At 45.9% G+C, this 12,983-nt stretch carries 15 protein-coding genes; 3 read left to right on the top strand and 12 right to left on the bottom strand.

Translation table 11 applies throughout. From position 1 onward, the window contains the following. Positions 1-64 precede the first annotated feature (64 nt). Complete coding sequence (locus RA178_RS16340; RefSeq protein WP_105249880.1) at positions 65-868, top strand: DUF6776 family protein; 804 nt, start codon at positions 65-67, stop codon at positions 866-868. Further along, positions 861-1,211: an iron-sulfur cluster insertion protein ErpA gene (gene erpA, locus RA178_RS16335; protein ID WP_006080742.1), complete on the top strand. Its 351-nt coding sequence runs from the start codon at positions 861-863 to the stop codon at positions 1,209-1,211. The genes RA178_RS16340 and erpA overlap by 8 nt, the downstream gene beginning before the upstream one ends. 115 nt (positions 1,212-1,326) lie before the next feature. On the opposite strand, the gene RA178_RS16330 is transcribed toward erpA, so the two are convergent. The 5 genes from RA178_RS16330 to RA178_RS16310 form a co-directional block, all read right to left on the bottom strand. After that, positions 1,327-1,776: a hypothetical protein gene (locus tag RA178_RS16330; protein WP_028760854.1), complete on the bottom strand. Its 450-nt coding sequence runs from the start codon at positions 1,774-1,776 to the stop codon at positions 1,327-1,329. A 25-nt stretch (positions 1,777-1,801) separates the two neighbouring features. Beyond that, the gene (locus RA178_RS16325) at positions 1,802-2,182 is read right to left on the bottom strand and encodes a DUF2750 domain-containing protein (RefSeq protein ID WP_028760853.1); all 381 of its coding nucleotides are present in this window, start codon (positions 2,180-2,182) and stop codon (positions 1,802-1,804) included. A 164-nt stretch (positions 2,183-2,346) separates the two neighbouring features. Beyond that, positions 2,347-3,042: an aquaporin Z gene (gene aqpZ, locus RA178_RS16320; protein WP_306682811.1), complete on the bottom strand. Its 696-nt coding sequence runs from the start codon at positions 3,040-3,042 to the stop codon at positions 2,347-2,349. A 434-nt stretch (positions 3,043-3,476) separates the two neighbouring features. Next, positions 3,477-4,586 carry an anhydro-N-acetylmuramic acid kinase gene (locus tag RA178_RS16315; protein ID WP_306682809.1) on the bottom strand — a complete coding sequence of 370 codons (1,110 nt, stop codon included), beginning with the start codon at positions 4,584-4,586 and terminating at the stop codon, positions 3,477-3,479. Between the two features lie 20 nt (positions 4,587-4,606). Further along, the gene (locus RA178_RS16310) at positions 4,607-6,013 is read right to left on the bottom strand and encodes a peptidoglycan DD-metalloendopeptidase family protein (protein WP_306682807.1); all 1,407 of its coding nucleotides are present in this window, start codon (positions 6,011-6,013) and stop codon (positions 4,607-4,609) included. 126 nt (positions 6,014-6,139) lie between these two features. Between RA178_RS16310 and tyrS the strand changes: the two genes are divergently transcribed. Continuing rightward, on the top strand, positions 6,140-7,333 hold the full coding sequence (gene tyrS, locus RA178_RS16305; RefSeq protein WP_263200188.1) for a tyrosine--tRNA ligase: 1,194 nt from the start codon (positions 6,140-6,142) through the stop codon (positions 7,331-7,333). 99 nt (positions 7,334-7,432) lie between these two features. Here tyrS and RA178_RS16300 read toward each other — a convergent pair whose 3' ends face one another. The 7 genes from RA178_RS16300 to RA178_RS16270 all read right to left on the bottom strand — a co-directional run bounded on the left by RA178_RS16300 (position 7,433) and on the right by RA178_RS16270 (position 12,981). Beyond that, positions 7,433-7,861 carry a hypothetical protein gene (locus RA178_RS16300; protein ID WP_028760848.1) on the bottom strand — a complete coding sequence of 143 codons (429 nt, stop codon included), beginning with the start codon at positions 7,859-7,861 and terminating at the stop codon, positions 7,433-7,435. A gap of 126 nt (positions 7,862-7,987) precedes the next feature. After that, positions 7,988-8,479, bottom strand: coding sequence for a nuclear transport factor 2 family protein (locus RA178_RS16295; protein WP_028760847.1), 492 nt, complete (start codon positions 8,477-8,479; stop codon positions 7,988-7,990). A 1-nt stretch (position 8,480) separates the two neighbouring features. Beyond that, the gene (locus RA178_RS16290; protein ID WP_105249873.1) at positions 8,481-9,107 is read right to left on the bottom strand and encodes a trimeric intracellular cation channel family protein; all 627 of its coding nucleotides are present in this window, start codon (positions 9,105-9,107) and stop codon (positions 8,481-8,483) included. Then, the gene (locus tag RA178_RS16285; protein WP_012088590.1) at positions 9,104-9,481 is read right to left on the bottom strand and encodes a DUF2721 domain-containing protein; all 378 of its coding nucleotides are present in this window, start codon (positions 9,479-9,481) and stop codon (positions 9,104-9,106) included. Before RA178_RS16285 ends, RA178_RS16290 begins: the two co-directional genes overlap by 4 nt. 56 nt (positions 9,482-9,537) lie before the next feature. Then, positions 9,538-10,527 carry a cobalamin biosynthesis protein CobD/CbiB gene (locus RA178_RS16280; protein WP_306682805.1) on the bottom strand — a complete coding sequence of 330 codons (990 nt, stop codon included), beginning with the start codon at positions 10,525-10,527 and terminating at the stop codon, positions 9,538-9,540. A 22-nt stretch (positions 10,528-10,549) separates the two neighbouring features. Continuing rightward, positions 10,550-11,260 (bottom strand): 5'-methylthioadenosine/adenosylhomocysteine nucleosidase, encoded by a 711-nt coding sequence (locus tag RA178_RS16275; RefSeq protein WP_306682803.1) that lies wholly within the window; start codon positions 11,258-11,260, stop codon positions 10,550-10,552. Between the two features lie 314 nt (positions 11,261-11,574). Further along, complete coding sequence (locus RA178_RS16270; RefSeq protein WP_306682801.1) at positions 11,575-12,981, bottom strand: glutamate synthase small subunit GltD family protein; 1,407 nt, start codon at positions 12,979-12,981, stop codon at positions 11,575-11,577. Positions 12,982-12,983: the final 2 nt, after the last annotated feature.

Below are 12,983 nucleotides of genomic sequence, written 5' to 3'. Positions count from 1 at the left end.
TGAGTTGTATTGTATCGAACTCGTTCTTGAGTTGATTGTATTTTATATAAGGGGCTGTTACCTAATGCCAAATTATCATCGTTGGCTAGATCGGCTGCAAGTGATGGATCTCAAGTATCGTCCATCTTCAGTGTATTTATCGCTTTTAGTGTTAGTTTCTATTCTTTTTGGGGCTTGGATAAGTTTTCTGCTATTAAGCAGCGATGAGCCTGTTGTTAAGCATATCAGCAGCAAGACTCAACGCTTGACCGCTGAGTTAGAGGCACAGACCCAACTACTTGCGACCCGAAATTTAGAGCTGTCCGTCGAGCGCGAAGCTAATACCCAAATGCAAGAAATGTTTGGCCAGCAAATGAAAAAGCAAAAAGAATTGGAGCATGAGTTGGCATTTTACCGCAGCATTATGACACCGGATGATAATGCTGAAGGTGTTGCTATTCACGGACTTGAAATGACGCCGGGCGCTTTGGCCGATGAATATCATCTCAAGTTGGTGTTGACTCAGTTGCAAAAGCGTAAGCAAGCTATTCAAGGCCGAACAGAATTGACGCTCATTGGTGTGCAAGATGGCAAATCTGTTAGCTTGAGTGTGAACAAACTCACGGGTTCTAAGTTGGAATTTGATTTTCGCTATTTTCAAGTCATAGATACCAAGGTCACTGTTCCTGCTGGCTTTAATTTACAACAAGTGAAAGTCAAAGTGCTGGTGCCTTCGAGCCGCTGGACTAAGAATTCGCAGACCGAACATGTCTATAGTGCCCCTGAGTTATTACAGGGTGAAAAAGAACCACGGGTAATACTTGAACAAAACAGTCAGGTAAAGGATAATTTGCCCCAGAAAACTGATGTAAGAGGTAGTAATGACTGATCAAGCTGATACAGCAATGCCAATCCAATTTACCGATGCGGCAGCCGCCAAGGTGAAAGGTTTGCTGGAAGAAGAGCAAAATCCTGCACTTAAGCTACGAGTCTATGTGACTGGTGGTGGTTGTTCTGGATTTCAGTACGGCTTTACCTTTGATGAAAAGGTCAATGACGGCGATTTTACGATAGAAAAACAAGGCGTTCTCTTGGTTGTCGATCCTATGAGCCTACAATATTTAGTCGGTGGTGAAGTGGATTACACTTCAGGACTGGAAGGTTCTCGCTTCTTCGTGAAAAACCCTAACGCAACCACAACCTGTGGCTGTGGTGCCAGTTTCTCTGTGTAAAAAGTTTTTCTGTTTAATGATGACTAACTTTGCATCTTTTTAGGTGTGGAGTGAGATCAAAAAAGCCGTCGCAATGACGGCTTTTTGTTGGGCTAAATTTATTTTCTACAAGAGCTTAGCTCATGATGTTCAGGTTAAGCTTAGGTTTAAACCATGCCTTTACCTTTTTATCAAAGGCTATCCAAACTTGCAGTAATGACAAGACGATCAAAGCGATAAAAATCACATAGTCTGGCAGTTTTCCCTGCCATTCACCTAAGTACACTGTCGTTGGACCTACCACTAAGTTGCCCGGATCGTACATGATCACTGGCAGCATGCTAATCAATCCAAGCTGCACGACTGTGTAGCCGCGCAGCATGATAAGCCCTGCTTTTTGCCGACCGATAATGGCAATCACCATCAGGAGGGTTAGCAGACAAAATAACACCCCTTGTTTAGCGATTAAGCCACTCACTGACGCAACAACATACACTAGCAATAGGGCAATGAGTCGTTTCGGAAAGTGCTGACTCAGGGCTGTACTTGCCTCTGGTGTCTGTATCGCCGATTTTTGCTCGCTCATAGGCATTCTCGTTTAGCTATAGTGATTAGTGGCTTTGCTTAGGCGCTAATCTTTGATCTAACTCATAAGGCGGGATTACCACACCTAAATCATCTAATACTGGGAATACGGCGACAAAGAGGTCGTCATCTTCCATGCCTGGCACCCATCTTTCGTGAAATTCGTCGAGTGGAATCGCTAATGTTTGGCAATCACTCCATTCATCCACAGCCCAAGAATCAGCGGCTTCTTCGGTTGGCCACATTGGGATGCAATCTTCTTCTTCAGTGGTTAACATCACGCAACCGTCTTGATCTTGTAATGTCCAAAGTATTTTGTGTTCTTTAACTTGTTCAACGAGGTAATCGTAACGGGCTTCTGGCGTCATTGCTGCTGTCTCAGCGAGGTTTTTAACAGTCTTGCTCATGAAAAATATCTCTTTTGCTTGGATAGGGCGAAGCCTGTTGTGTCTCTAATGTAAAAACCTAGGGCACAGCAAAATTCGCCAGTTGGCTAAATGGTAACATTAGAGCGGGATTAGAAAAAGAACAACAGCGCCAAGAGAGCGCTGTTGTGTTAGATCTTCGGCTTTTATTCTGCCGCGCGGAAGTAGCGATAGATAAAGCCCGCCAAAATAGCGCCGACAATCGGTGCTACCCAGAACAACCAGAGTTGTGATACCGCCCAGTCACCGACAAACAGTGCAGGGCCTGTGCTACGCGCTGGGTTTACCGAAGTATTGGACACAGGAATACTAATAAGGTGAATTAAGGTTAAACCTAACCCTATGGCAATTGGGGCAAATCCCTTAGGCGCTCGCTCATCGGTGGCACCTAAAATAATAATCAAGAAGAACAGTGTCATAACGATTTCACAAATCATCACCGACAGCATGCTATAGCCACCTGGTGAGTGCTCACCAAAACCGTTAGAGGCAAATCCGCCAGCGAGTGAAAATCCCTCTTGTCCTGAAGCGATGAGATACAAGATGCCTGCGCCAACAATTCCACCCGCGACTTGGGCTATGATATAGGGCAATAATTCTGCTGCCGGAAAACGTCCCCCAGCCCAAAGGCCGAATGACACTGCAGGGTTGAGATGACAACCTGAAATATGGCCAATCGCAAAGGCCATAGTCAGAACCGTTAAGCCAAATGCGAGCGCGACACCGAGTAAGCCTATGCCCACCCCGGGAAATGCAGCGGCAAGTACCGCACTGCCACAACCTCCAAGGACTAACCATAAGGTGCCAAGAAATTCTGCCGCCATTTTTTGTGACATGTTCATTGTTTGATTTCCTATTCTTTTAAAGACGCTTGCTTGTTAATCAGTGCGTCTTTATTCCTAATTTACCTGCCTATTAACGGATCTTGTCTGAGTGAGCAAAATCGCGCTGTAGACATGAGTTCCCTTAAAACCAGTTTCTTATTGGACGCCTATGAGGCTATTCCTAAGTGTTTGAGCTGTTTAGAGCAATATCCTATATCCGTTTTTACTATAGTGAGACTTGATTAAGCTTCAGTGACGAAACTTTTTTTACTCATGCTTCTGTCACTAAATGCTTCAGTAATTAAGAATAGATGGCTTTAAAATAGCTGCTGATTTTCTTGATAAATTTAGGCAGGAAGAGGGGAAAAGATTAGTTTGTCTTTTAAAGACAACAAGAGCTTCATGTAGAAGCTCTTGTTTAAGTTATCGCTTTAGTATTTTGCGAAGGCCAATTACTTAGCGCTAAATCGTCCGCCGAGTACGGCTTCGCGGGAGGCGCCTGTTACTGCAGGGAGATTAGCGGGTAAACATAAGTGATTGCGCATGGCGAGCCAGGCAAAGGCGATGCCTTCTGCCCACTTAGGATCTACGCCAAGGGCCGAGGTAGTATCCAGCTTATAACCTGGTAATAAGGCTGCAAGACGTTGCATCAGTTGGCCGTTGAACGCGCCACCACCACAGACGAATAATTCCCCTTCATTGGATAGTTTAATAATGTCTTGGGCTATGCTGTGGCAGGTTAAATCCAATAAAGTTGATTGAATATCTTCTTCATCTAAATGATTAAAGGGTGATAATTGCTGCTCTAACCAAGCTTGGTTAAACAGTTCGCGACCAGTGCTTTTAGGGTAAGCAAGGGAAAAATACGGATGCGAAAGCAACTGAGTTAATAAGCTTTGATCAGTTTTTCCGGATGCAGCCCATTCGCCATTTTTATCGAAGGGTTCACTTTTAACCTGTTGCATCCAGGCATCAATTAAGGTGTTGCCTGGCCCTGTATCAAAGCCTAAGACTTCTTCGCTATTGCCCGGCAGATAGGTGATATTGGCAATACCACCAATATTGAGGATGACACGTTTTTTACCGACTTGGGCAAAGGTTTGCTGGTGGAATGCGGGTACTAAGGGCGCGCCTTGGCCACCAAGGGCAATATCTTTGCGACGAAAATCGGCAATGACATCTATGCCTGTTTCGGTCGCAATAGTATTAGGATCGCCTATTTGTAAGGTAAAACCCACTTCGAGGTTTGGCATATGGCGCACAGTTTGACCATGGCTACCAATGGCGATGACATCTTCTTTCGCAATAGCACATTTAGCCATCAGATTATTGACTGCTAAGGCAAACAGCTGACCCACATTTCGATCTAAACGGCCGAGGCGGTTAATTTCATCTGAGCTGGGTAAGCACAGGCGCTGTAGACCTTTGAGTAAATGGCTCGGAATAGCTTCGGTATGGCTGGCGATAAGCTGCGGCTGCGCGCCTGAAAAGTCGACCAATACTGCATCGACACCGTCCATGCTGGTGCCTGACATAAGTCCAATATAATAAGCGTTTTTCATTGGGAGGAATCCATCCGTCGTTATTGCATTGCCAATTGCGTTTGCTTGTTTTGCGAAAGTGTAGTCATCAATTGCTTGCTAAGTGCATCGAATTGATTTTTTTCTTTTCTCGCAATTGATTCGGATTTCGGTAGCGTAATCGTTCTCGGGTTGCGGTGTACGCCATTGACGATAAATTCGTAATGTAAATGAGCCCCAGTGACACGGCCTGTTTTACCTAAAGTACCAATAATTTGTCCTTGCTTAACGTTGGCGCCTTTGCTGACATTACGTTTTGTGAGGTGTAGATATTTGGTGGTATAGGTATCGTTATGTTTGATAAACACATAGTTACCGTTGAATTGATTATAACCAGACTCAATAACGCGTCCACTACCCGCAGCTTTAATGGGCGTGCCAATGGCTGCGACATAGTCTACACCGCGATGGGCTTTGACTTGGCCTGTCACTGGGTGCAAACGTCTTGGGTTAAAGTTGGAGCTGACATACTTAAAATCGACTGGTGAGCGCAGGAAGGCTTTACGCATGCTAGTGCCATTTTCGGAATAATAGTTACCGTCGGTATAGCGAATGGCAGTATAGCGCTCATCTTGGTTAACAAATTCTGCAGCTAAGATATTGCCATTACGCAAAAATTCACCATCGGCATATTCTTGCTCGTAAATAATGGCGAAGCTGTCGCCTTCGCGTAAGTCTAAGGCGAAGTCGATATCCCAGCCGAATACGGTCGATAGCTGTAATATCTGGTTGGCAGACATGCCTGCATCCACGGCGGCATTCCAGAAATTGCTCTTAATTTTGGCACTGGTGAAATGGTTGCGGATTTCCACATCCTTTTCGGAGATTTTTTCGTTGTATTGCTCTTGGCTTTTAGTGATGACTAGCGTGGAAATAGCATCGACCCGATAACGTACTTCAGTCAAATTACCGTTTGCATCCTTTGAAATCACAATTTCTTCGCCCGGCATTATCTTAAGTAAATTTTGCTTGGCTAAAGGCAACTGGGTGATTTCATAAACGTCTTTGCTGGTTAAGCCAGCGCGGTCAAATACCGCGGCTAAAGTATCACCATTTTTGACGTTAAAATGTTCGACATCTCTGTGTAGAGCGTTTTCGTGGGATCCTGCTGCTTGATTATTAGCTCCAGCTGCAGCGAGCGCATCGGGTGAGGATAACGGTTCAGCCGTTGTCGGAGCATTATCTGTTTGACCTTCTGGCAACTCAGGGCGTTCAGGCGAGCGAAAAGCTAAGGGCACATCATAACGGGTGTTGATTTGAGCTTGGTCATCAATGCTAGTGGTTTGTCTTGAAGCTTGCGCTTCTTCAGAAGGTAGAAGCATGGTTATCATTGTGATAACTGAAAGAATGCTAAGGAGAATTTGATGCTTTTTAGGCAACAATTTAAATAACGTTATAACCTTTCCCATTGACGCCGATACCAATAACCAGAGACTTAAATAATCCCGTTAGTGTACACACTTTCAATTGTGGTGGCTAACAAGTAACATAAGTCTCTTCATTTTATGATCATGGCCTTAGGAGTCCCTGCCGAGATGGCTGATTTAGACCAAGTATTAGCAGAAATTAGACGTGGTACCGATGAGATTTTACTCGAAGCGGATCTGCTGGAAAAACTCAAAGAAGGACGTCCACTCCGTATTAAGTTAGGCGCTGACCCTACCGCTCCGGATATCCATCTTGGACATACAGTAATCTTAAATAAATTAAGATTATTCCAAGAGTTAGGTCATGAAGTCATTTTTTTGATTGGTGACTTTACTGGTATGGTGGGGGACCCAAGTGGTAAAAATAGCACTCGTCCACCGCTCACCCGTGAACAAGTTTTAGCGAACGCAGAAACCTATAAAGAACAGGTTTACAAGATCCTCGATCCTGCTAAGACTCGTATCGAATTCAACTCAAGCTGGTTAGAGCCATTGGGCGCCGCTGGTATGATCCGTCTCGCGTCTAAGCAAACTGTGGCTCGTATGATGGAGCGCGATGACTTTAAGAAGCGTTATGCCTCGGGTCAGTCGATTGCGATTCATGAGTTTATGTATCCTTTACTGCAAGGTTATGACTCAGTTGCGCTGCAGGCCGATGTTGAGTTGGGGGGGACAGATCAAAAGTTCAACCTGTTAATGGGCCGTGAACTGCAAAAAGCCGAAGGCCAAAAGCCACAAGCTGTGATCATGATGCCGCTGCTTGAAGGTTTAGACGGCGTGAAGAAAATGTCTAAATCGGCGCATAACTATATTGGCGTGAGCGAACCTGCCAACGAAATGTTTGGCAAGCTGATGTCAATTTCGGATGACTTGATGTGGCGCTACTTTGAACTACTGTCATTCCGCCCACTGGCTGAAATTGAACAGTTTAAGCAAGATGTGGCGAATGGGTCTAACCCACGTGACATTAAAATCGCCTTAGCTAAGGAAATTATCACACGTTTCCACGATGCAGCGTCTGCCGAAAGTGCGCATCAAGCCTTTGTCGATCGTTCTAAGGGCATGATCCCCGATGATATCGAAGAAATTGAGTTAGCTGCGGGTGAAGGTATTGCGATTGCCAATCTGTTGAAAGACGCTGACTTAGTGTCATCGACTTCAGAAGCGATGCGGATGATCAAGCAAGGCGCGGTGAAGATGGACGGCGAAAAGCTAGAAGATAGCCGTATGACTTTGTTCGCGGGTACTGTTGCTGTATTCCAAGTCGGTAAACGTAAGTTTGCCAAAGTGACTTTGGTATAGTGACGTTGGTTTAGTTAGGTTTACGCTACAGTAAGTTTAAACGAACAAAAAGAGCGCCTTAGGGCGCTCTTTGTTTTTGAATCTTTTGACAATACAAGATTAAGGCGCTGTATTGGCCTCATGCTCGGCGATATTACATCTGTCGGTGCCAAAGTGTTGCCCACCACTGCATTTCCATGCCAATTGGGCCGAACTTACCTGCCAAAGTTTAGCGTTTTGTTTCAGTGAGATAATCAATAGCATCTGTGGATGCTGCTTGGAAAGTTCGCTCACTTGATAGGTCAAAATGCCATCTTTATTGGTTTGAGTTCGCACTAAAGTAAATTTGTTGCCTGCATATTGGCTGCTGATTTTATTGGGATCTTCCGACCAAGGCTGATGTTGCGCCTGAGCGGTACGTAGTTGTTGATTAAAATGGCTTACTGGCTGAACGGCGTAGGAAACGATAATGGGCTGTAAAGCCTGTGCTTTGGGGGCCAGTATTAAGCCATTAAGGGCGAGTAGGGCTATCAATCCAAAAAACTTCATACAAACCTCATTGAAACGAAACGGCTCAGTCAATTTTTCAAAGGTGAAATACGCAGTGGTATTGACTCATTGTTAGTTTCGACTCGTTTTTAGGGATCAAGTTTCAAAGACGGATAAATTTTGTGACTACTGCATCGCTAATTGGTCTGACATGGTCTGGTAATCGATTAGGTCGACATGTTCCGTTACTCTGCGATTGAGCATGTCGATCTTAAGGCTTGTCACACCTGGTATCGCAACATCGATGATTTTCCCCGGTTTGCCAAATTGTTCACCTGGACCCTTGAAATGGTAGTTACCTATCATTACCACTAAAGAGCCTGCGTTATACATATGTTCTATGTTGAAGTTGTACTCGAGCACGCCCTCGTGGGCACGCTCAAGGAAGTCGATAATGAAGCGGCCGCCAGTGTATTTACGGTTGGCGGTTTTGTCGAAGAAGACGCTTTCGCGGTTATAGAATTTTCGTAGTGTCTTATAGTCGTGTTCAGTTAGCGCATTCATATATTTTACGGCTAACTGCTGTTCTTGTGGCATTTCACCTGAGTTGGCTTGCGCCGCTGCAGGATTGAGGGCTGGAACAAAAATGAGGCATAAAATAAAACACAATATTCGCAAACTATTCCCTCTTGGTCTTGAGATCAAAGGCCGGTAATGAAAGATGCCACTTGATGGCACTTAAGCGGATTAACAGGGCACTGGCCATCGCCAGAAACAGCGCCATTTTTTCGCCCATACCGTAGGCTAAGCTCACGGTATAGCCGATACCACCTATGATCGAAGCTGTGGCATAGACTTCTGTGCGTAAGACCATAGGAACTTGTCTACACAGTAAGTCTCGAATAATGCCTCCTCCCACGCCTGTGATCAAGCCCATTACGACGGCAATCATCCCACTCAAGCCCATATTGAGGGCCTTTTCAGCACCTATCACGGTAAAGAGGGCCAATCCAAAGGCATCTGCGACGGGTAAAATATACTCTGGTACCTTACGAGGGCGACGGACTAATAGCAAACAGACGAGCACGGTCGCGAGGATCACTATGATGTAATTCGGGTCGCGGATCCAGAACACCGGTGTTGCACCAATTAAGGCATCACGAATACTGCCTCCACCGACAGCGGTAACCGAGGCGAGCACGATTACGCCAAAGGGGTCCATTCTATGGCGTCCAGCGGCAAGTGCGCCGGATAATGCAAATACAGCGGTACCCCATAAATCAAAAAAGTAGATCCACTGGCTCATTTACTCATCTCTTTGATATGGATATTTAATGCGTCCACAGAGATGCGGATTTCAATCACAGATAAAATCAGTGAATAGAGTAAGAGCAGTAGGCTAGCGCCAAAAATCACTGAGCCGGTTTTATTAAAGCCTATATAGATAAAAATCATACACAGTACGCATAGGGCAAAGCTTGACACGCCTGCTTCCTGCATTCGACGAATGATGGTAATACGCTGGCTCAGGTTCTTAATTTGATCTTTATGTACGGGTTTTTCACCATTACTTAAATTTCGGATTAATGCGGCTAAGGCAAAAAAACGATTGGTATAAGCTAATAGTAACAATGAGATAGCAGGAAATAACAACGCAGGTGTTGTTAATGAAACATGCATGTTTTCGAGCAAGATGGTCAGCCTTTAACTTCACGTTGAGATAATGCGGCATCATATCACAGGCTTTGTAACCAACGTAAACTTGCCCATAACAAGGGCAGTATAATGATAAAGCTAAACCAGATAGCACAGGCACGTGAGGTCAGCTTAATTGCAGGCGTGATGTCATCACTGGTTGGCTGCGGACCGTAGCACAATTTATCCACATTGATACGCACGCCAGCAAACTTCTGTGGTCCACCGAGCTCGATTCTCAAAATACTGGCCACGAGATTCACACTGAGAACATAACCTCGAATAGCGTGATGATTTTTAGGGGCTCTAAAAAGTTTTGCAAACGCCTTAGGCCCGCCTTGAATAGCGAGCGACAGGCTCCACAACCAAGCCGGAATCGCCAGCAAGATAATGGATACACCATTCACAGTACTGCAGAAATGTTGATACTTTGGTTGAATGGGCGGCCAGCTCAATTCGAGTTGTTTGAGCATGCGCACAGCTAGCACTAGCGGTGCTCCAGCAATAGCGAAAAAGAAAATGGTCGATGCTGTGCCGTAAATAGGCGCTGTGGCGAGTTTTTCTATGGTGGCTTTGGCTAGGCCGATTTCCGACAAACTATCGGTATCGCGCACTACCCAAGGCTGTAAAAGCTTTTTTGCGCTGGCATTGTCTCCACGTTTTAAGGCCTTAGCGATTTCATCGGCGACTTGGCTAAACCCTGCATCGGTTAAGCATAGATAAAGCACCAAAAATTCGAAAAACCATGGAAAGGCAGCTAGTTCGAGCAAAAAGGTGATAATGGCCCAAAAGGGAAACAGCAACAGCAACATAGCTAAAAAGCCTGCTGTGGTTTGTTGGCTTGGAGATCGTTCAGGGCGATTCACCTTGGCTGCGAGTTGCTTAGCTAAATGGCTAAACCAAATAAGCGGCTGCATTTCCCGTGGCAATGGCGCTAACCGCGCCAATAACAAAGCAAAAAAAAGTACCAAAAAGCCTTCAAACAAAGCGCCATCTATCTCGACAAGTTGTTGATAAAAAGAGGTGTGCATTCGGTACTTTCCACTTAAGTGATTATTTTATTACGCTAGGATTCAGTTGCTCAAGCAGCAACATCACCATCAGAGCCGAGTGATAACCCGCTTTGACAATATAAGAGTCGAAATCCACTGGCGAGTCATTGTTGGCGTTATCCGATAAAGAGCGGATCACCACAAATGGCACTCCAAACTGATGACAAACTTGAGCGATTGCCGCACCTTCCATCTCACAGGCGGCCATAGTCGGGAAGTTTTTGAGCATGGCTTGGGTGCGAACAGGATCGCAAATAAAGCTGTCGCCAGTACAAATTAAACCTTCAATCGCTTTGACTTCACCCAGTTGAGCAATCGCTTTGTTGGCTGCTTTAACTAAATGTGCGGCAGGAATAAACGCAGCTGGTTGCTGCGCCATTTGGCCAATTTCATAACCAAAGGCGGTGACATCCACATCATGGTGACGCACTTCAGAAGAAATCACGATATCGCCAATGGCCAGCGAATCCACAAAACCACCGGCAGAACCAGTATTGATCACCGCATCCGGCGCATATTTTTCGATGAGTAGCGTGGTCGCAATACTTGCGGCGACTTTACCTATGCCTGAGCGAGTCACGACTACGTCTTTACCAGCGAGAGTACCAGCAATAAATTCAATACCAGCAATGGTTTGCGATGTCGCATTTGTCATGGCGGTGATCAGGTGAGCGACTTCTGGCTCCATTGCGCCAATAATTCCAATTTTCATGGGAGACCTTTTTGATTCAACACTTAAAGAGTGGGACACGGGAATGCTGGCTAATATACCACACAGTTTTATGCAGTCGTTATGGCGAGATTGGGATTGCTTGATAATCGCGGGGTAAAACGCGGGAGGGTTAACGGAAAAGTGCGCTCCTAAGATGCGCGCTTTATCTATCTATTTTATCCATCAACCGATTGCGATAAGCCAATGGCTGAACTCGTTTGCACGAGTCCAGCCATTGGAGTGCTTGTTAAAATGACAAGGGTAAAATGTTTTTTTACCAATAAAACAAACACGTGGCGCTGAATCTATAACGCTTAGTCTAAGTAGTTAAGAATACCTTGGGCGGCATCGCGACCTTCGGCAATGGCTGTCACGACTAAGTCAGAACCGCGCACCATATCACCACCGGCAAACACTTTCGGGTTGGTGGTTTGGAATGGGTTTTCGTCTAATTTGCTCGCTTTGACTCGGCCCCATTGATCGAGCTCGATACCGTGTTCGGCAAACCAAGGTGCTGGGCTAGGTTGGAAACCAAAGGCGATAATAATCGCATCGGCTTCGAGCAACTGTTCGCTACCAGTAATCGCTTCGGCGCGTTGACGACCGCTTGCATCGGCCTTGCCCATGGCGGTTTCGACGCATTCAATGCCGATCACTTTGCCATCTTGGGTTTTAATCGCCACAGGTTGACGGTTAAACAAGAAGTTAACTCCTTCCTCCCGCGCATTTTGCACTTCACGACGTGAGCCTGGCATGTTGGCCTCGTCCCGGCGGTAAGCACAGACTACGCTGCTGGCACCTTGTCTGACGGCTGTGCGCACACAATCCATCGCAGTATCACCACCGCCTAATACCACCACACGTTTACCTTCAAGGTTCAGGTAGGGCGTTTCAGTATTCTGGGTGCCCATTAAATGATGGGTGTTACCAATCAAATAGGGCAGGGCTTGGTATACGCCTTGGGCATCTTCACCCTCAAGGCCTGCTTTCATCGCGGTATATGTGCCCATGCCGAGGAAGACGGCATCGTATTCTTCGAGCAGTTTAGTAAATGGGATGTCCTTACCGACAGTGACACCGAGTTTGAACTCAATGCCCATGCCTTCTAATACACTGCGACGGGTCGCCATAACGGCTTTGTCGAGTTTAAAAGACGGAATACCGTAGGTGAGTAGACCACCAATTTGTGGATATTTATCAAAGACCACAGCTTTAACACCGTTGCGAGACAGAATATCCGCGCAGCCTAAACCTGCAGGACCCGCACCGACAATCGCCACTCGTTCAGGACGTGGCGTGACCTTGCTCATATCGGGACACCAGCCTTGGGCGATAGCTGTGTCGGTAATGTATTTTTCGACATTACCGATAGTGACAGCGCCAAAGTCGTCGTTCAGAGTACAAGCACCTTCACAGAGTCTGTCCTGTGGACAAACACGGCCGCAGATTTCGGGCAGAGTGTTGGTCTCATGCACTAAATCTGCCGCTTCCATGATGCGACCTTGTTCCGCTAGCTTGAGCCAGTTAGGAATATAATTGTGTAGTGGGCACTTCCACTCACAATAAGGATTGCCGCAATCTAAACAGCGGTCCGCTTGCTCAGCCACTTGAGGCTGAGCAAAAGGCTGATAAATCTCAATAAACTGAGTTGCACGTTTAGCCGCAGGGTGTTTAGCGGGGTCTTTACGACCCACTTCAATAAATTGAAAATCGTTACTCATGC

This window comes from Shewanella oncorhynchi (assembly GCF_030848765.1).
Lineage (GTDB): Bacteria > Pseudomonadota > Gammaproteobacteria > Enterobacterales > Shewanellaceae > Shewanella > Shewanella oncorhynchi.
Note: the sequence above shows the minus strand (reverse complement) of the source record. Positions and strands in the feature narration are given on the sequence as shown.